Here is an 18,802-nt window from a genome sequence, read left to right as displayed (position 1 = left end):
ATCGGAATCACTTGACGCAGGGGATTCCGCTGCCCTTCATACTCGACATATCGGTCGGCGCGGGAGCCGTCGTGCCCGCGTTCGTCGCCGAGACCGGCGGTGGCGGCGGGGTCGTGGAGGTGGGGCTGCTGGAGTCGTCGCTCGAATTGCCCACCATGCCCGTGATCGAGCTGCTGCTGGCCAGTTCGGTGCCGACGGTCAGCTGAATCGACTGCGAACTGATCGACGACGACTCGGTCGCGGTCAGCCCCAACTGGCCCGCCAGCGCCGTGGCCGCTGCCTGCGCACCGGAACCGTAGAGCAGCGTGCTCGAGCTACGCGCGGAACCCGTGATCGCCTCGCCCTGCGTGAAACCGCGCCCGGCGAGCGCCTTTTCGAGATTTCCGCCGAGGCCGTTCTTGCCCGAACTGTTCACCACGTTCGCCGTCACCCCGGATGCGGACGGGATGTTGGTTGTCGTCGGCGTCGCGCTGGCGCTCGTCGTGGGAGCCCCGGGCTTTGGCGGGTACAGCACGCTCTTGACGTAGGAGTGGATCAGGTCCAGATCGACGATGCTGGTGTCCTCGCCGTCGATGGTCTTGAAGTCCTTGACCGGCAGGGTGTACAGCGTCAGCCCGCCGCCCGTCAGCGAGGACGCCTGCCCGGCGAACTTACCCAGATCCAGACCGCTGTCCACGGCCATGTTCGCCTGGGCGACCTTGAGCAGACCCATCAGCGTGCTCGGACTCGACAACGTTCCGCTGCTCTTCAATTTGCTCAGCAGCGAGACGACGAAAGCCTGCTGGCGGCGGGTGCGGTCCATATCGGTGAAGTTCAGCGACTCGTCCGGATCGCGGCGCTGTCGCACGAAAGACATTGCCTGCGAAGCATTGATCTGCTGCTGCCCCTTGACGAACTTCGCGCCGGAAAAGCTGTCGCGGGTATTCTCGTTCAGGCACACCGTGATCGGCTGCACCTGCTCGGCGATCTCGAAGAAGGCCGCCATGGTGATCTCCACGAAATGGTCGATCGGTATGTCGCCCAGGAACTTGCTCACCGTTTTCAGCTCGGCCTTGCGGCCGGCGTCGCGAGCCTTGGTCTCCGCGTCCGGATCTCCTTCGGCCTGCTTGCCCAGCACCGCGCCGTAGGTGCGGCCGTACGCCTCCTTGATCTTGCCCTTGCACAGATCGTCGCCGCACGCGGCCGGATCGAGCGTCACATAGTCGTCGCGCGGGATGGAGATCGCCGTGGATTTGGAGCCGTCACCCGGAATGTGGATCAGCATCAACACATTCGAGTTCATCCCGCCGTTGTCGTTGTCACCGGCGTGCAGGGCGTCGTACATGGCCTTCGGCAGCGGATTGCCGTGCTCGTCCTTGCGACTGTCCAAGCCCATGACCAGGATGTTCTGATCCTTGCCGACGGACTTGGGGCCGTCGCTGATGGCGTTGGAGGTGATGACGCCCTTGACCGCGTGGTCGTAGACCCGCCACGCCGCACCGGTACCGACCAGAACCAGCGTGGACACCAGCGCGATCAGGGTGCGGCCCGCGACCACCGCCTTGGAGGTGCGCTGCCGCCGTGCGGGGCGACGGGTGTGCCGCGGCGGCCGCAGCAGCGTCGTGGCCGCCTCCGGATCCGGCTGCGCCTCGTCCGTCTTCGACTCATCGGACTGTGACTCACGCAACTCGGATTCGCGTGCCTCCGAACGACTTCCCCGAGTCTGCTGCGCGGCGCGCGACCTGTCGGCACGCGCGCGCGCCTTCGCCTCGCGCGACAGGCGCGGCTGGGTGCCATGCGGCAACCGCTCAGTACTCGGACCGTCCGGCTCCTTTCGCCGATGGCCCCCTCCGTAAGTCATACGGACCGAATATAGGGGTCGCGACCAATGTTTGCCAGGCGAACGATCCTCAGCGTGGAATTGATCACCGAAAGCCGGTGCGAGGTATGACAACGCGATCGAAGCGGTTGTGCGACAAGACAATGAAGGATTGCTCTACCACCTGGAGGTCAGTGCACCGAGCGCACCCAGCGCGACCGCGGCAGCGGTCGAGGTGCGCAGCACGGTCGGACCGAGCAGTGCCACATCCGCGCCCGCATCGGCGAGCGCGGTGAGTTCGGCATCGTCCAGGCCGCCTTCGGGCCCGACGATGAGGACGATCCGCGATGCCGCGGCCAACGGCAGGGAAACGAAACGGGCCGAACCCGATTCGTGCAGCGCGACGGCAATCCCGTTGTCCGCCTTGATCTCCCGCACGAGCGCCAGCACATCGGATGTGCGATACAGCTCGGCGACCTCCGGGATGAACGCTCGACGGGACTGCCGGGCCGCCGCGCGCGCCGCGGCACGCCATTTGTCGACGCCCTTGCGCGCCTTGCCTTCCCAGTTGGCCACGCACCGCGCGGCCTGCCATGGGATGACGACGTCGGCGCCCGCCTCGGTCATCAACTCCACCGCCAGCTCCGAGCGATCGGATTTGGGCAGCGCCTGCACCACCGTGACCGGCGGTGCGGCAGGTTGCGCGAGGATCCGGTCGAGCACCTCGAGTTCGAGCCGATCCTTCTGCGCCGCAACGACTTCCGAGGAGGCGAGCACACCCGCGCCGTCGGACAGCGTGATCGGCTCGCCGACCCGGATGCGGCGCACGGTCGCGGCATGGCGTCCCTCGGGCCCGTCCAGTATCGCGATACCGCCGGGCTCGGGAATCTCGTCGAGATAGAAAACCGTTGCCGCCACAGTGATTCCGCCGGAGTCAGCGACCGCTGAACGAGGCGCGCAGGCGCGCGAACAGACCACTGTTGTGCTCGGACTGGGCCGAAAGCACTTCGGTGCGTTCACCGTTGCGCATGGCCTTGTACTTGCGCAGCAGATCGGACTGCTTGGCATCGAGCTTGGTCGGCACCACGATGTCCAGGTGCGCGATCATGTCGCCGCGGGCGCTCGAGCGCAGTTTGGGCATACCGTGCGCGCGCAGCACCGAGACCTCGCCCGGCTGGGTTCCGGCCGGAATGGTCAACTCGGTAGGGCCGTCGAGGATCGTGTCGACCACCACGGTCGCGCCCAGCGCCGCATCGACCATCGGCACGCGGATCGTGCAGTGCAGATCGTCGCCGTCGCGGACGAACATGTCGTGCGGCTGCTCGACGATCTCGACGTACAGATCACCGGCCGGGCCGCCGCCGGGGCCGACCTCGCCCTGCGCGGCCAGCCGAACCCGCATGCCGTTGGCCACACCCGCGGGAATCGGCGCGGCGATCTCCCGGCGCGAGCGGACCCGGCCGTCGCCGCCGCACTTGCGGCACGGATCGGGAATGGTCTCCCCCGCGCCGCGACAGGTCGGGCACGGCCGGGAGGTCATCACCTGGCCGAGGAAGGAGCGTTGCACGGTCTGCACCTCACCCGCGCCGCCACAGGTCTCACAGCGCACCGGCTTGGAATTACCGTTGGTGCCCGCGCCCTGGCACAGGTCGCACAGCACGGCGGTGTCCACGGTCAGATGCTTGGTGACCCCGACCGCGCATTCGGCCAGCGACAAGCGGGTCCGCAGCAGCGAATCCGCGCCGGGCTGCACGCGCCCGCGCGGACGCCGCGGACCCGAGGTGTTCATGCCGCCGAAGAAGGCCTCGAACACATCGCCCAGACCGCCGAATCCGGCAGCACCGGAGAAACCGCCCGGACCGCCGCCGGACTCGAGCGGATCGCCGCCCATGTCCACGATGCGGCGCTTCTCGGCATCGCTGAGCACCTCGTAGGCCGCCGACACCTCGCGGAACCGCTCCTGGGCGTCCGCATCGGGGTTGACGTCGGGGTGCAGCTCGCGCGCCAGCTTCCGATAGGCGCGCTTGATCTCCTGGTCGGACGCGTTGCGTCCGACACCGAGCAATCCGTAGTAGTCCCGTGCCACTTGCGTCTCTAGTCCTGTTCCGAATCCATTTGCTTCACGATCTCATCGCGCACTCTGCACGCGGCGCGCTCACCGGTCGGCGAGTACCTCGCCGATGTAGCGGGCGACTGCCGCGACCGAGGCGATCGTCCCCGGATAGTCCATGCGAGTCGGGCCCAGCACACCCATGCCCCCGAGCACGGTACCCGGCATACCGTACCCGGTGGAAACCACCGAGGTTCCGCGGATCTGCTCGAGCTGCGTCTCCTCGCCGATCTGCACCGTCACAGTGCCCGGATGCTGTGCCGCGGCCAGAAGCTTGAGCACGATCACCTGTTCCTCCAGGGCCTCGAGTACCGCGCGCAGCGAACCCGGGAAACCGAAGTCGTTGGCGTTGCGGGTGAGATTCGCGGTGCCGCCGAGCACCAGCCGCTCCTCGGGATGCTCGACGAGGGTCTCAACCAGCACCGTCGACACCCGGACCAGCACGTCACGCAGGCGAGCCGGGGAATTCTCCGGCAGACCCGCGACCGCCGCGGAGGCCGCCGAGAGGCGTTTGCCGTCCATCGCCTTGCCGAGCATGGCGCGCAACGCGGTCAGATCCTCGTCGCCGATCACCCCGCCCAGTTCGACCAGGCGCTGATCGACGCGGCCGCTGTCGGTGATGACGACCAGCAGCAGCCGGGCCGGATTGAGCGCGACGACCTCGATGTGCCGGACCGTGGAGGCCGTGACCGTCGGATACTGCACCATCGCGACCTGGCGGGTCAGCTGCGCCAGCAGCCGCACCCCGCGACGCAGCACGTCGTCCAGGTCGACGCCGCCGTCGAGGAAATCCATGATCGCCCGCCGCTCGGCCGGGGACAGCGGCTTGACCTCGGCGATGTTGTCGACGAACTGGCGATAGCCCTTGTCGGTGGGAATGCGGCCGGAGCTGGTGTGCGGCTGGGTGATGTACCCCTCGGCTTCGAGCACCGCCATATCGTTGCGCACCGTGGCGCTGGAAACACCCAGATTGTGCTTGTCGACCAGCGTTTTCGACCCGATCGGCTCCTTGGTCGCGATATAGTCCGCGACGATCGCGCGCAGGACCTCGAGCCGCCGTTTCTCGGTGCTCGACATCCGCCCCACCTCCTCGTTCGCCATCGGGCCGCCCGGCGTCTGCGAGCAGCATCCACCGACGGATCCCAGGTATCCGGTTCCAGTTTAGTTCCTGAAAACCGAATCCCCGGTGTGGCGTGGCACAACCGCGGCGGAGCTGTCTCAGCCCAGGAGTGTTCGCACGACTCCGTCCGCCAGGAGCCGCCCGCGGTCGGTGAGGACCATCACCCGATCCCGGACCACCACCAAACCGTCGGCGACGAGTCCTTCGACCGCTGTTCGCCCGTCGCCATCCAACTCGTCCACCGGCAGCCCGGAACGCAATCGCACGCCGAGCATGATCCGTTCGGTGTACCGCTCGACGTCGCTGAGCTCCTCCCAGCCGTCGGCGGGCAGGACCCGGGCAGCGGCGACCCGGTCCGCATAGCGTCCCGGATGCTTCACGTTCCACCAGCGCACTCCACCCACGTGACTGTGCGCACCCGGCCCCGCGCCGAGCCAGTCGCCGCCGTCCCAGTAGCCGAGATTGTGCCGACAGCGGCCGGAATCGGTTGCGGCCCAGTTGGATACCTCGTACCACCGCAGACCGGCCGCGGACAGGCGCGCATCGATGCGCTCGTAGCGGGCGGCGAGCACGTCCTCGTCGGGGGCGGGCAGTTCGCCGCGGCGGACCTTGCGGGCCATCGCGGTGCCGTCCTCGACGATCAGAGAGTAGGCCGAGACGTGGTCGACCCCGGCCGAGAGGACGGCGTCGAGACTGATGTCGAGATCGGCGTCGGACTCACCGGGGGTGCCGTAGATCAGATCCAGGTTGACGTGGTCGAAACCGGCCTCGCGCGCCTCGCGGGCGGCGGCGACCGGCCGGCCGGGGGTGTGCGTGCGATCGAGAATGCGCAGCACGTGCGTCGCGGCCGACTGCATTCCCAGCGATATCCGGGTGTAACCGGCGGAGCGGATGCGTTCGAAGAATTCCGGTGAGGTGGATTCCGGATTGGATTCCGTGGTCACCTCGGCATCGGCGGCCAGGGTGAAGTTCGCGCGGATGGCCTCGAGCACGTCGGCAAGTCCGCCGCCGCCCAGCAGCGAGGGCGTACCGCCGCCGACGAAAACCGTCGACACCGGCGGCTGCCGGCTCGGCAGTGCGCCGAAAGCCTCTGCCGCCGTGGACATCTCACCGCGCAGCGCCTCGAGCCAGGACTGCGGCGAGGCCGAGGTGCCCAATTCGCCCGCGGTGTAGGTGTTGAAATCGCAGTATCCGCAGCGGGTCGCGCAGAACGGGACGTGCACGTAGATCCCGAACGGCCCGCCGCCGAAATCACGCAGCGGCGGTGCGGGCAGTGCGATCTGCTGGACGGCTGGGCTCACCCCTCCAGTGTGCGGCCGGGCCGCCGCGACGCCGGGCGCGGGTGCCGGTTCCGCGCGCATCCGATTCGGACGGTTTCCGCGGATCCGCCGACCGCTAACCCTCGGCTGTGACGGACATCTCCCGCGCTGCGGCGGATCGGTACTCGGGAGGTCGCGATCCCGTTTCCGCGGATGATCTATGACGGATCTCACAAACTGAGACGAGCGTCCAGGGAATTTCCCTCGAATCTTCGGAAAATATGGGCGGTCGGTCGGAACTACCCGGCTGACATGGCACAATAGACCGCATGACCGGACTTGGAGTACGCCTCGTGGCTCGCCGCCACGTCGACTTCAAGCGTGTTTGCAGTGCGAGCTGTCTGCCGGAAAGTCTCCGGTAATTCGGCCCTGTAGCTCCGGTTTCCGACACCACATTCTCGGTGTCGACCCTCCCGGCCGTTCTGAATCCGGAGGCGTGAGTCAGCCCCTCCCGCCTGCCTCCAGGCCTGATCACCATGCAGGAGTGACCCTATGACGTCGAGCACCGACGCCGGTCCCACACCCGAATCCGAGCGCGTCACCCGTGAGGACTCCGAACGACGCGCACTCGAAGAGGAAGTCGCCCGCGAGCGCGCGCAAGCCGCCCGCGAGCGCCGGGCGCGTTCGCGTGCGGGCGCGCAGACCACCAGCGGCCCGCGTGAACGGACCGGAAAACCACTGCGCCGCAAGTCCGAGGGCCAGTGGGCACTGGGCTACCGCGAGCCGCTGAACGCGAACGAACAGAGCAAGAAGGACGACCACCCGCTCAACGTCCGCACTCGCATCGAGAACATCTACGCCCCGGGCGGATTCGACTCGATCGACAAGGCCGACCTGCGCGGGCGTTTCCGCTGGTGGGGCCTGTACACCCAGCGCGAGCAGGGGTACGACGGCACCTGGACCGGCGACGAGAACCTCGACCTGCTCGAGGCCGAATACTTCATGATGCGTGTCCGCTGCGACGGCGGCGCGCTGAACGTCGAGCAGGTGCGCACCCTCGGCCAGATCTCCACCGAGTTCGCCCGCGACACCGCGGATCTGTCCGACCGGGAGAACCTGCAGTACCACTGGATCGAGATCGAGAACGTCCCGGAGATCTGGCGGCGGATCGAGGGCGTGGGCCTGCAGACCACTCAGGCGTGCGGCGACTGCCCGCGCGTGGTGCTCGGCTCCCCGCTGGCCGGTGAATCGCTGAACGAGGTCATCGACGGCACCTGGGCCGTGGAGGAGATCACCCGGCGCTACGTCGGCAAGAAGGAGTACTCGAACCTCCCGCGCAAGTTCAAGACCGCGATCTCGGGCCAGCAGGACGTGGTGCACGAGATCAACGACGTGGCCTTCATCGGCGTGGAGCACCCCGAGCACGGCCCCGGCTTCGACCTGTGGGTCGGCGGCGGCCTGTCCACCAACCCGATGCTCGCCAAGCGGGTCGGCGCGTGGGTCCCGCTGGCGGAGGTGCCCGATGTGTGGGAAGCGGTCGTCTCGCTGTTCCGCGACTACGGCTACCGCCGCCTGCGCACCAAGGCGCGGCTGAAGTTCCTGATCAAGGACTGGGGCATCGAGAAGTTCCGCCAGGTGCTCGAGGACGAGTTCCTGAAGCGCAAGCTGATCGACGGCCCCGCGCCCGAGGCGCCGGTGCGGCCCATCGATCACGTGGGCGTGCAGAAGCTGCGCAACGGACTGAACGCGGTCGGCTTCTCCCCCATCGCCGGGCGGGTCTCGGGCACGACCCTGACCAAGGTGGCCGACGCGGTCGAGCGGATCGGCTCCGACCGGATCCGGTTCACCCCGTACCAGAAGCTCATCGTGCTCGATGTTCCCGACGACAAGGTCGAGGAGTTGATCGCCGAGCTCGAGCCGCTGAACCTGCAGGCGCGGCCGTCGGCCTGGCGGCGAAACCTGCTGGCCTGCAGTGGTATCGAGTTCTGCAAGCTGTCGTTCGTGGAGACCCGCAAGCGCTCGCAGGTGCTCGCGCCCGAACTGGACCAGCGGCTGGCCGATATCAACGCCCAACTCGACGTCCCGGTCACGATCAACATCAACGGCTGCCCGAACTCCTGCGGCCGCTCGCAGATCGCCGACATCGGCTTCAAGGGACAGCTCGTCGACGACGGCGACGGGAATCAGGTGGAGGGATTCCAGGTTCATCTGGGCGGCACCCTCGGTCTCGACGCCGCCTTCGGCCGAAAGCTGCGCCAGCACAAGGTGACCAGCGACGAGCTCGGCGACTACATCGAGCGCGTGGTGCGCAACTTCGTCAAGAGCCGCAACGACGGTGAGCGGTTCGCCCAGTGGGCGGTCCGCGCCGACGAGGCCGATCTCCGGTAAGGGAAAGAGACGCAATGACAACCGCTTTGGACAAGCTCTCCGAGGACGAACTGCGGCGCATCGCCGAGGACGGCGCGACCGCGCTCGGTCCCGACGCCTCGGCCGCCGAGTTGCTGCGGTGGACCGAGGAGACCTTCGGTCCGGGCTACATCGTCGCGTCGAACATGCAGGACGCGGTGCTGGTGCATCTGGCCGCGCAGACCCGGCCCGGGGTGGACGTGCTGTTCCTGGACACCGGCTACCACTTCGCCGAGACCATCGGCACCCGCGACGCGGTGGAGACGGTGTACGGCGTGAACATCGTCAACGCGCAGCCGGAAAACTCTGTGGCGGAACAGGATCGGCTGCTGGGCAAGGACCTGTTCGCCCGCGAGCCCAACGAGTGCTGCCGGCTGCGCAAGGTGGTGCCGCTGAAGCAGTCCCTGGGCGGCTACAACGCCTGGGTCACCGGCATCCGCCGGGTGGAGGCTCCCACCCGCGCCAACGCCCCCCTGATCTCCTTCGACGAGGGCTTCGGCCTGGTGAAGATCAACCCGATCGCCGCCTGGTCCGACGAGGAGATGGCCGAGTACATCGATCGGCACGGCATCCTCGTCAATCCCCTTGTGGAAGAGGGATATCCGTCCATCGGTTGCGCTCCGTGCACGCGGAAGCCGGAACCGGGAGCCGATCCGCGAAGCGGCCGCTGGGCCGGCCTCGCCAAGACCGAATGCGGGTTACACCAGTCATGACTCCTACCGCGACCGATACCCAGCTCACCGACGCCGCCGCCATCGACCGTGCCCTGCGAACCCCCGCCGCGCGGTTCGACACCCTGGCCGCGCTGGAGTCCGAGGCCATTCACATCTTCCGCGAGGTGGCGGGGGAGTTCGAGCGGCCGGTGATCCTGTTCTCCGGCGGCAAGGACTCGACGGTGCTGCTGCACCTGGCGCTCAAGGCTTTCTGGCCCGCGCCGCTGCCGTTCGCGCTGCTGCATGTGGATACCGGGCACAATCTGCCCGAGGTGCTGGCCTTCCGCGATCATGTGGTGGAGAAGTACGGGCTGCGGCTGCATGTGGCCAGCGTCGAGGAGTATCTCGCCGACGGGCGGCTGACCGAGCGCCCCGACGGTATCCGCAATCCGCTGCAGACCGTGCCGCTGCTGGATTCGATCACCGACAATCGGTTCGACGCGGTGTTCGGCGGCGGTCGGCGCGACGAGGAGCGCTCGCGCGCCAAGGAGCGGATCTTCTCGCTGCGTGACGCGTTCGGACGCTGGGATCCCAAGCGGCAGCGGCCCGAACTGTGGAACCTGTACAACGGGCGGCACGCGCCCGGCGAGCACGTGCGGGTGTTCCCGCTGAGCAACTGGACCGAGCTGGACATCTGGCGGTACATCGCCCGCGAGGACGTCGAGCTGGCGACCATCTACTACGCCCATCAGCGCCCGGTCTACCAGCGCGACGGCATGTGGATGACCCCGGGCAGCTGGGGCGGTCCGCGCGAGGGCGAGGAGCTGGTCACCAAGTCGGTGCGGTATCGCACCGTCGGCGACGGATCCACCACCGGCGCAATCATTTCCGACGCCGCCGACAACGAGGCGATCCTCGCCGAGGTGGCCGCGTCGCGGCTGACCGAGCGCGGCGCGACGCGCGGGGACGACCGCGTCTCCGAGGCCGCGATGGAAGACCGTAAGCGAGAGGGTTATTTCTGATGTCCGACCTATTACGACTCGCCACCGCCGGCAGTGTCGACGACGGTAAGTCCACTCTGGTCGGACGTCTGCTGTACGACACGAAATCCGTTCTGGCGGACCAGATCGACGCCGTCACACGGGCCTCGGTCGACCGTGGTCTGTCCACCCCGGATCTGTCGCTGCTGGTCGACGGCCTGCGCGCGGAACGTGAACAGGGCATCACGATCGACGTGGCGTACCGCTACTTCGCCACGCCCCAGCGGTCTTTCGTACTCGCCGACACCCCCGGGCACGTGCAGTACACCCGCAACACGGTGTCCGGCGCGTCCACCGCGCAGTTGGTCATCCTGCTGGTGGACGCGCGCAAGGGCGTCATCGAGCAGACCCGACGGCACGCCGCGGTGATGGCGCTGCTGGGTGTGCCCAAACTCGTTCTGGCCGTGAACAAGATCGACCTGGTGGACGACGCGGCGGGCGTGTTCGAGAAGATCGTCGAAGAATTCACCCAGCTGACAATGAAATTGGGCTGGGCACGGGAGGACGTCACCGAGATCCCGGTCTCGGCGCTGCACGGTGACAACATCGCATCGCGCTCGGAGAACACCCCCTATTACGACGGTCCCTCGCTGATCGAACATCTCGAGTCGGTTCCGGTCGACGCGGATGTGCACGGGCGGCACCAGGTCGGGCTGCGTTTCCCGGTGCAGTACGTCATCCGGCCGCGCACCCCGGAGTATCCGGACTACCGCGGCTATGCCGGGCAGATCTCCGCCGGTGTGGTGCGTCCCGGAGACGAGGTCGTGGTGCTTCCGTCGGGAACTCGCACCACCGTCGAGCGGATCGACACCGCGGACGGTGAACTCGAGTCGGCGCAGCCCGGCCTCAGCGTCACGCTGATCCTCGCCGACGACGTGGACGTCTCGCGCGGAGACGTCATCGCGTCGGCGACCGACGCCCCCGAACCCATCGACACCTTCGACGCCACCGTGTGCTGGCTCGGCGACAAGCCGTTACGCGCGGGCGCGCGACTGCTGCTCAAGCACGGCACCCGCACCACCCAGGCGGTCGTGGGCGCACTGCTCGAGCGTTTCGACGAACAGCATCTGGCCGCGGACACCGAGGCGGAGTCGTTGGCGCTCAACGACATCGGTCGTGTCTCGCTGCGCGTCGCGGACCCGATCGTGGCCGACGACTACCGGGTCAACCGGCACACCGGCAGCTTCCTGCTCATCGACCCGGCCGGGGGCAACACCCTGGCCGCGGGCCTGGTCGGCGATGTGCTGACCGCGGTCGAGGTCGGCACCGAAGGCTGATGTCGTACAACGGCAGTGTCAGCGGTCCGCTCATGGTGCGGGCCGACAGCGTCGGGCTCCGGGCCGGAGCAGGACCGGTGCGCGCCGTATCCGAATCACCCGGCGTACCGGTCGATTTCGCCGATGCGGTACCGGCGGCACGGGACAGCGATCTCGTGGCGCGGGGCCGTGCGGATTCACCCGGTGCTCCGGCGCTGATCGCGGTCGCCCACGGCAGTCGCGATCCGCGGTCTGCGGCAACGATGGCCGCGGTGGTTTCCGGTGTGGCACACCGGAATCCGGGACTGGACGTGCGGCTGGCATTCCTGGACCTGAGTACGCCGTCGGTCGAGCAGGTCATCGATGCCGTTGCCGCACAGGGGCATCGGGATGTGATCGTGGTACCGCTACTGCTGGGCAGCGCATTCCACGCGCGGGTCGATCTGCCCGGTCTGCTCGCGGCCGCCCGTTCACGCCATCCGCGGCTGCGCCTGGTTCAGGCCGATGTGCTCGGGCCCGATCCGCTGCTGATCACCGCGCTGCGTGAGCGTGTGCTGGCGACCGATGCCGATCGCACCGACGACACGCTGGGTGTCGCCGTCGCGGCGGTCGGCTCCTCGTCCGCCGAGGCCAACCGCCGCACCCGCGCCCTGGGCCGACTGCTCACCGCCGACACCGCCTGGCGCGCCGAAGTGTGCTTCGCGACCACCGAACCATCTCTCCCCCAGGCGATCTCGACGTTGCGTGCGCAGGGATGCACCCGGGTCGTCGTCGCGCCGTGGTTCCTGGCCCCCGGCCTGCTCACCGATCGCCTCGGCGCGGCCGCACCGCACGTCATCCACGCCGACCCGCTGGGGAGTCACGGGCTCGTCGCGGAGGTCGTGACGCGGCGGTACGCGACCGCGGTGCGCGAAATCCGGGCGCGGCGCGATACCGACATCGCCGTCGCGTAATTCGGCGTATCAGGACGCGGGCGTAGTCATCCGCACTGGCGCGCATGCGCATCCTCACCGGATAGCGGCCGGGGTGCGGATCCAGCACGTCACGCGCGATACCGCGGTTGTGCAGGCACCTTGCGCCGCATCAGTTTTCAGTCATCTGCGGTCCCTTCGATCTCGGGTAGCCGACCCGCGAAGGCCTCGACCATCAGCCCGCTGGTTCGCTGACCGGTCAGCGGAACCAGCGCTCGAGCACGGCGGCGACACCGTCCTCGGCGACCGTCACGGTGACCTCGTCCGCGGCGTCCCGGGCGGCGTCGACGGCATTGCCCATTGCCACGGAATGCCCTGCCCAGGAAAGCATTTCGCAGTCGTTGTAGCCGTCGCCGATGGCCAGGGTGGCCTTCGCCGGGATGTCCAGTTCGAGGCGCAGTCGTTCGAGTGCCCACCCCTTGGACACACCGTGACGGGAGGCGACGAGCCAGGGCTCGTCCTCACCGTGCACCCAGCCCGCGCCGGGGAGTTCGCGCTCGCCCATCACGGCGACCATGTCGGCGAGTGAACCGCCGGGCCACCAGCCGTTCAGGCGCGTGGTCGGTTCCAGGCTCAGATCGACGTCCTCGACGAAACGGAATTCGCCGAGGCGGAAGCTGCCGGGGTAGTAGCCGGTGGCCCAGGTGCCGACGCCGACCTTCTCCACCGACAGGACCATATCGGGGAACAGTTCGCGTAGGACCCCGACGGACGGCTCCGGATCGAAGGTGTGCACATCCCGCGGTTGCCACGTCGAAATATTCGCCTGCACAGCACCGTTCGAGCAGATCGTCCATCCCTCGCCGATGCCCAGATCCTGTACCACCATCCGGGTCGCCAGGAGGGTTCGTCCGGTCGCCACGACCACGTGCGCGCCCGCGTCGGCCGCCGCCCGCACCGCGTCGCGCACGCGCGGGGTGATCGACTGGCCGGTGCGCAGCAGAGTTCCGTCTACATCCAGAGCTATCAGTCGAGGTCTGTCAGCAGTGTCGTCCACCACCTCATTCTTGCCGATCGCACAGATGCACTTTCATCGCCTGGGTGGTCTACTACCGATCCTCCGATTCGGGCAGCGGCAGATAGGGGGTGATCGCATGCGCGAGATTGGCAACGGTCAACGACTGCAACCACACTCGGCCCGGTCCGGTGAGTGCGGCGAGGAACAGACCGTCCCCGCCGAACAGGATGTTCCGGATGCCGCGCAGGATGGTGATGTCGAAACCGACCGTGGCGTCGAACATTCCGACATGTCCGGGATGTACCCGCAACCGCTCCCCCGGGGCAAGATCGTATCGGATCACCTCACCGGACAACTCGGCCCACATCCGGCCCGAACCACTCACCCGTTGCAGCGTGAACCCCGTACCGCCGAAGATCCCCGCGCCGAGCCGACGCTGAAAACTCAGCGAAACGCGGACATCGCCTGTGGCACAGAGAAACCCGTGCCGATGCAGAAGGTACTCCCGCCCCGGCTCCACCGGCACCGGCACGATCTGCCCCGGTAGTTTCGCGGCGAACGCCACCGTCCCCGGCTGACGCGCCGCCGAGTACTCGGTCATGAACAACCCGGCCCCGGCCAAGGCCCGCTTCACCGCCCGGAACACCCCGCCCGACCCCACCCGCGTCGAGGTGTGCAGCCGGATCGACTCGGTCATCCACGACAGCTGCCCCGATTCGGCAACCAGACTCTCCCCCGGCTCGAGCGACACCTCGAGCACCGGCATCACACTTCCGATGATCCTGGGCTCCATCACTCCAGTGTGCGCCCGCGATTCCGCCGCCGCCCGTGATCCGATCCCCTTGCCGCACAAATGATCCACGAGTTGTGCGACCGATCCGCGCCTCTCCCACATGAGATCCACGACCGGCCCTGGTGCATGCACACGCTCGACTCGGGCCTCCGCTATGCATCCGGACCACCGGCGAAGCCGCAGCACGGCCGCTGGAAAGATGCCGTCGTCGAGCCGTGGCCGCGTCGATGACGAAGTAGCGAGATCAGCGCCGCCCGGCAGACGAATTACGCCGCAGCCCCCGATGGCCCGGTCAGTCCATCTCTATCGGCATACGGGCATTCGGATAGCCGAGCATCCGGCTGCCGATCCGCCCGCGCGACCACCGATACACCGCGACATGCCAACGCGTGGAACGTTTCCCCAGATACACCCCGGGTCGATTGGCGGCTGCGATACCGACGGCACCGGGCGCGCGAAGATCGACATTCCCTCATTAGAACGCATCAACCGCCTACCGACAGGGTCGGCTCGATCCGGCTGTTTCGACGCCGGTTCTCCCTGTCGAGCAACAGATCCGAACACCGATGCGGTTCGCGGATCAGCACGACCGGCGGCCGGCCCACGGTCACACCACGTGACCCGGTTCGGAGTCTTGTGCGTCGAATGCTCGGGCAACCGCAAGGCTGTCCTCGTAGACGTGATAGCGGACGATGAGGCCGTCGTCGATCGTGACGTGCAGCGCGAAGCGGGAGCGATATGCGCGGCCCGTGTACCGGGCGGTCTGACGGATCTCGCCCAGCACCACCGCATCCGCACCGTCGACCAGGATGCGCTCGATCACGGTGCCGACCTGTTCCGGCACATGGTGACGGGCGATCTCACGAAAATGCTCGGCCGCGTCCGCACGGGTGGCGCGGCGCCGGATCCACGGGGTCGCGGGGCGTCCGTGCTCATGCTCCGGCCAGTTCAGTTTCCAATCGGTGACCGGGGCATACAGTGCTGCGATGGCGTCCGGATCGCCAGCACCGATCCGCCGCAGCAATTCCTCGACGACGGCGCGTGTGGTGTTCGCCCCTGGATCGTTCATACCCGACACCGTGCCCGCAACGGTTCATTCCGTCGATTACCCCCGACGTAATACCGCTCGACTGCGGGCCGCGCGAACCTCCGGCATGGATTCGATCCTCCACCCCACCGCACCACCGAATTGCCTCGCATTCGATGTCTCGGCATGACATCGAATGGGATGCGAACGGGGTGCGGCTGGGCGGTGAGAGTGAGGTCAGGACCGCCGCCCCTCAATTTTGCGGCGGCCCGGATGACGTCAGTGGTGTCCGCCGCCGCCGTGAGATCCGCCGCCCAGGGAACCGCCATGTGAGCCACCGCCCAAGGAACCGCCGTGTAAGCCACCGCCGAAGGAATGGCCACCTGCGGAGTTGGACGTGCTGTGCGAGGTCACGCCGCCCAAGGAGTTGTGCGAGGTCGCGCCACCCAGGAAGTTGGACGTGCCGTTCGACGTGGCGCCGCCCAGGGAGTTATGCGACGTCGCCCCACCCAGCGAGTTGGAGGTGCCATTCGACATCGCGCCACCTGGGGAGTTGGGGGTTGCGCCGCCGAGGTGATTCGGCATGTTCTGGGACGCAACGCCTCCGGGGGAGCTCGGCAGCCCGTTGCCCGAGCCCGGCGAGCTTGCGGAATCGCTCGCATCGGCGGAGGACGAACTCGGGGCCGGGCCGCCGTCGGCGGGACCACTCGATGTCGTGTGGCCGCCCGGGGACAGGGCGCCTCCGGTATCGGTGTTCGCGGACGCTGTGGAGTCTCCCGGAGAGGTCCCGGTGCCCGGACTCGGCGCGGGGTCGGAGTGGACCGTGCCGGGAGTGCCGGAACCGGGATGCGCATTCGTTCCGGGATTGGTCCCCGGTCGCACACTCGTTCCAGTGGCTCCCGAATGCGCACTCGTCCCCGGTGCCGAATTCTGTTCTCCTGCTGTCGAATTCGATCCGGGCAGACCGGCTCCGGCCTGCGGCCCGGCAGCCGGGTGCGGAGTTCCGGTATTCGGCTGTGTCGCAACCGGATTCGTCAGCGATGTCTTCGAGATCGCGGGCGGCGTTACCCGGGCCGACGGATCCCAGGTTCCGGGCAGCGTGTCATGGTCCGAACTGTGCTGTGGGGCACTGTTTCCCGAGCGGACAGGCGGACGGGGCAGACTGATGACGGGGATCGCGGCACCGGACGTGGACGCGAACGGCAACGGGTTGACGAACTGCGCGGGGTTGGCGTACGTCTGCGGCTGAAGCCGATCCAGCGGGCCGCAGTGCGTACCGGGGCCGTGTTCACTGAGCGAACGTTGCACATCGCCGAACGTCGAGACCGAAACAGACTGTGTCACAGTGCCGTACGACTGGCCCCTGGAGTAGTTCCGCAACGAGAACCCGGCATCGGCCACCACCGGCGAGCCCATCGATCCCACACCGGGATCGGTTCCGTCGATCACCTGCACGTCGCGGGCCGGGTCGGGTGCGGGACCGGCGAGCACGGGCGCGAATTCCAGTGCCGGACCGTCGGATCCGATCGGGCCGCCGCCCAGCATCGTGGCCGCCGACATGGCCAGCGCCGAAGCGACCGCGGCACTGGACAATACGGCCGCACCGCGCGCGTACCTGCCGAGATTGCCGCCGGTGTCGGCCATCCGGAACGAAGCCAGCGCGGCTCCCGCCGCGACGGTTTGCGCAGGATCCGGCGAGATCACCACCGGACGCCCAAGTTCCGCGATCACCTGCGCCACCTCGAGCGGCCGCGCCGCGCCGCCGACCAGCAGAATACGGTCGATATCGCCGATCGTCAGCCCGGCCGCGCGGACGCAACGCCGCACCAGGCGCAGGGAATTGCGGATGTTCCAGGTGCGCAATCGGGTGGTGTCGTCGGCCGGGATGACCTTCGAGACCGGCGACGACGCACCGGGCGACAACGCCCGGGCATAGCGGGCCAGGGTTGCTCCCAGCGGCCGCCCGCCGTATTCGTAGGAGCGCACCGGCTTGCCCAGCACACCGCGTTTCTCCCGGTCTGCCTCGGTGCGCACGACCGCGATGTCGAGGCTGTTGCCGCCGAGATCGTAGACGAGCGTGAGACCGTTGTCGGAGACGTCGTATTCGGCGTCGAGCCACTCGACGGCCGCGACCGGTTCGGGCATCAGCAGTGTCCCGCTGGCCCCGGCCCAGTCCAGGGCATGCCGCAGTGCCGCCACCCGCGAGTCCGAATAGCAAGCGGGATAGGCGATCACCGGTTCGCCGTCGGATTCGGCGGCGCCGATCAGGCAGGTGGCAACGGCGGCAACGAGATCGGCCGCGGTCCAGATCCGCCCGCCCACCACCACCGGCTCGAACTCCCGGGTGAGATCGGCGAAATCCGTTACCACGGGCGCGAATCGAGGGAGGCCGCCGATTCGCGCGCCGCCGGCGCTGTCGAAGGTGACGGCGGTGCGACGCACCCGCACGAGGGGAAGGTCCCCTTCTCCGACGGTGGCCGCCCACACGGAGTTCACTGTGCCGATGCTCATGCCGAAGCCAATAGTCATTGCCATCCCGTCAAACGCACCGAGACCACGGCCCGGGGGACGCTCCTCGCGGTCGCGGTCGTTTACCAAACAGCGAACACAGGTTAGCTGGTCGATATCGGTCGCGGATACGCAATGGGCGGAAAAGGTTTCATACCCACCGGTCCATATCGCATACCCCCTGATAGACCCGCATACAGGTCGGAAAAATGGGACACGGAATATGCGACACGCCCAATTAAGCGGAAAAACCAGCTACCTTTCGGTAACTAGCTTTACAAACCAACCGGTGCGCGGCGAATGCGCCAAAACAGCTTTCCGGCATCATCATTCGATCGCGGAATATGGAATGCCTGAATAGTTGCCACCGATAGAACGGCACATGTTTCAGACAGAACCACCAACCCGGACAGACCGGCCGGTACCTGACATCCGGCCTCGGACAGCGGCATTCGGCACGTCCGATCAGAACCCGGCCGCTGCCCGAAAGTGCCGTCGGAGACACCCAGCGAGCAGCGGCATCGTCGCCACCATCCGATGACGCCGTCCGAGCAAGCCGACACCTCACTCCGCAGGAGCACCCGCGGCAACGGCCGTCCCCGGACCGAGGCCCCATTCCGGACAGCACTTTTCGCGAACCACACCCCTGCCCGCGCACCACCCCTGCCCTGGGCAGAGGTCGATTCACCCGGGAGGCGCAAATCGACCTCTACCCACGTCACCCGACCTCTTCGCCCCTTCGGCCACACGGCCACACGGCCACACGGCCACACGGCCACACGGCCACACGGCCACACGGACGCACGGACGCACGGACGCACGGACGCACGGACGCACGGACGCACGGACGCACGGACGCACGGACGCACGGACGCACGGACGCACGGACGCACGGACGATGGT

Annotated in this window: 15 protein-coding genes; 6 read left to right on the top strand and 9 right to left on the bottom strand. The window is 67.8% G+C overall.

Annotated elements, in window-relative coordinates; genetic code table 11:
* Positions 1-7: 7 nt before the first annotated feature.
* From NM2_RS06655 to hemW, 5 genes are all read right to left on the bottom strand, one after another.
* A complete protein-coding gene (locus tag NM2_RS06655) occupies positions 8-1,840 on the bottom strand; it encodes an LCP family protein (protein ID WP_084530547.1) in 1,833 nt (610 codons plus the stop codon).
* A 135-nt stretch (positions 1,841-1,975) separates the two neighbouring features.
* Positions 1,976-2,716, bottom strand: coding sequence for a 16S rRNA (uracil(1498)-N(3))-methyltransferase (locus NM2_RS06650; protein ID WP_067666114.1), 741 nt, complete (start codon positions 2,714-2,716; stop codon positions 1,976-1,978).
* 16 nt (positions 2,717-2,732) lie between these two features.
* The gene (gene dnaJ / locus NM2_RS06645) at positions 2,733-3,884 is read right to left on the bottom strand and encodes a molecular chaperone DnaJ (protein WP_067665349.1); all 1,152 of its coding nucleotides are present in this window, start codon (positions 3,882-3,884) and stop codon (positions 2,733-2,735) included.
* Between the two features lie 69 nt (positions 3,885-3,953).
* Positions 3,954-4,985 (bottom strand): heat-inducible transcriptional repressor HrcA, encoded by a 1,032-nt coding sequence (hrcA, locus tag NM2_RS06640; RefSeq protein ID WP_067666111.1) that lies wholly within the window; start codon positions 4,983-4,985, stop codon positions 3,954-3,956.
* 141 nt (positions 4,986-5,126) lie between these two features.
* Positions 5,127-6,329 carry a radical SAM family heme chaperone HemW gene (gene hemW / locus NM2_RS06635; RefSeq protein WP_439956846.1) on the bottom strand — a complete coding sequence of 401 codons (1,203 nt, stop codon included), beginning with the start codon at positions 6,327-6,329 and terminating at the stop codon, positions 5,127-5,129.
* A gap of 287 nt (positions 6,330-6,616) precedes the next feature.
* On the opposite strand from hemW, the gene NM2_RS52905 reads away from it, so the two are divergent.
* The 6 genes from NM2_RS52905 to NM2_RS06610 all read left to right on the top strand — a co-directional run bounded on the left by NM2_RS52905 (position 6,617) and on the right by NM2_RS06610 (position 12,595).
* Positions 6,617-6,709 carry an Ms4527A family Cys-rich leader peptide gene (locus tag NM2_RS52905; protein ID WP_353526446.1) on the top strand — a complete coding sequence of 31 codons (93 nt, stop codon included), beginning with the start codon at positions 6,617-6,619 and terminating at the stop codon, positions 6,707-6,709.
* Between the two features lie 130 nt (positions 6,710-6,839).
* Positions 6,840-8,675: a nitrite/sulfite reductase gene (locus tag NM2_RS06630; protein ID WP_084530545.1), complete on the top strand. Its 1,836-nt coding sequence runs from the start codon at positions 6,840-6,842 to the stop codon at positions 8,673-8,675.
* 14 nt (positions 8,676-8,689) lie between these two features.
* A complete protein-coding gene (locus tag NM2_RS06625) occupies positions 8,690-9,406 on the top strand; it encodes a phosphoadenylyl-sulfate reductase (RefSeq protein WP_067665346.1) in 717 nt (238 codons plus the stop codon).
* Entirely contained in the window at positions 9,385-10,368 is a 984-nt protein-coding gene (cysD, locus tag NM2_RS06620) for a sulfate adenylyltransferase subunit CysD (protein WP_439956845.1), read from the top strand. The genes NM2_RS06625 and cysD overlap by 22 nt, the downstream gene beginning before the upstream one ends.
* A complete protein-coding gene (locus NM2_RS06615) occupies positions 10,368-11,663 on the top strand; it encodes a sulfate adenylyltransferase subunit 1 (protein WP_067665343.1) in 1,296 nt (431 codons plus the stop codon). The genes cysD and NM2_RS06615 overlap by 1 nt, the downstream gene beginning before the upstream one ends.
* Positions 11,663-12,595, top strand: coding sequence for a sirohydrochlorin chelatase (locus NM2_RS06610; protein WP_281182405.1), 933 nt, complete (start codon positions 11,663-11,665; stop codon positions 12,593-12,595). Before NM2_RS06615 ends, NM2_RS06610 begins: the two co-directional genes overlap by 1 nt.
* A 217-nt stretch (positions 12,596-12,812) precedes the next feature.
* Here NM2_RS06610 and NM2_RS06605 read toward each other — a convergent pair whose 3' ends face one another.
* The 4 genes from NM2_RS06605 to NM2_RS06590 all read right to left on the bottom strand — a co-directional run bounded on the left by NM2_RS06605 (position 12,813) and on the right by NM2_RS06590 (position 17,902).
* The gene (locus tag NM2_RS06605; protein ID WP_157120913.1) at positions 12,813-13,610 is read right to left on the bottom strand and encodes an HAD family hydrolase; all 798 of its coding nucleotides are present in this window, start codon (positions 13,608-13,610) and stop codon (positions 12,813-12,815) included.
* Between the two features lie 52 nt (positions 13,611-13,662).
* Positions 13,663-14,364 carry a TIGR00266 family protein gene (locus NM2_RS06600; RefSeq protein WP_067666096.1) on the bottom strand — a complete coding sequence of 234 codons (702 nt, stop codon included), beginning with the start codon at positions 14,362-14,364 and terminating at the stop codon, positions 13,663-13,665.
* Between the two features lie 607 nt (positions 14,365-14,971).
* Entirely contained in the window at positions 14,972-15,433 is a 462-nt protein-coding gene (locus NM2_RS06595) for a nuclear transport factor 2 family protein (RefSeq protein WP_067665337.1), read from the bottom strand.
* A gap of 237 nt (positions 15,434-15,670) precedes the next feature.
* Entirely contained in the window at positions 15,671-17,902 is a 2,232-nt protein-coding gene (locus tag NM2_RS06590) for an Hsp70 family protein (protein ID WP_067665334.1), read from the bottom strand.
* Positions 17,903-18,802: the final 900 nt, after the last annotated feature.

The sequence above is a fragment of the Nocardia miyunensis NBRC 108239 genome, assembly GCF_001613065.1.
GTDB lineage: Bacteria > Actinomycetota > Actinomycetes > Mycobacteriales > Mycobacteriaceae > Nocardia > Nocardia miyunensis.
Note: the sequence above shows the minus strand (reverse complement) of the source record. Positions and strands in the feature narration are given on the sequence as shown.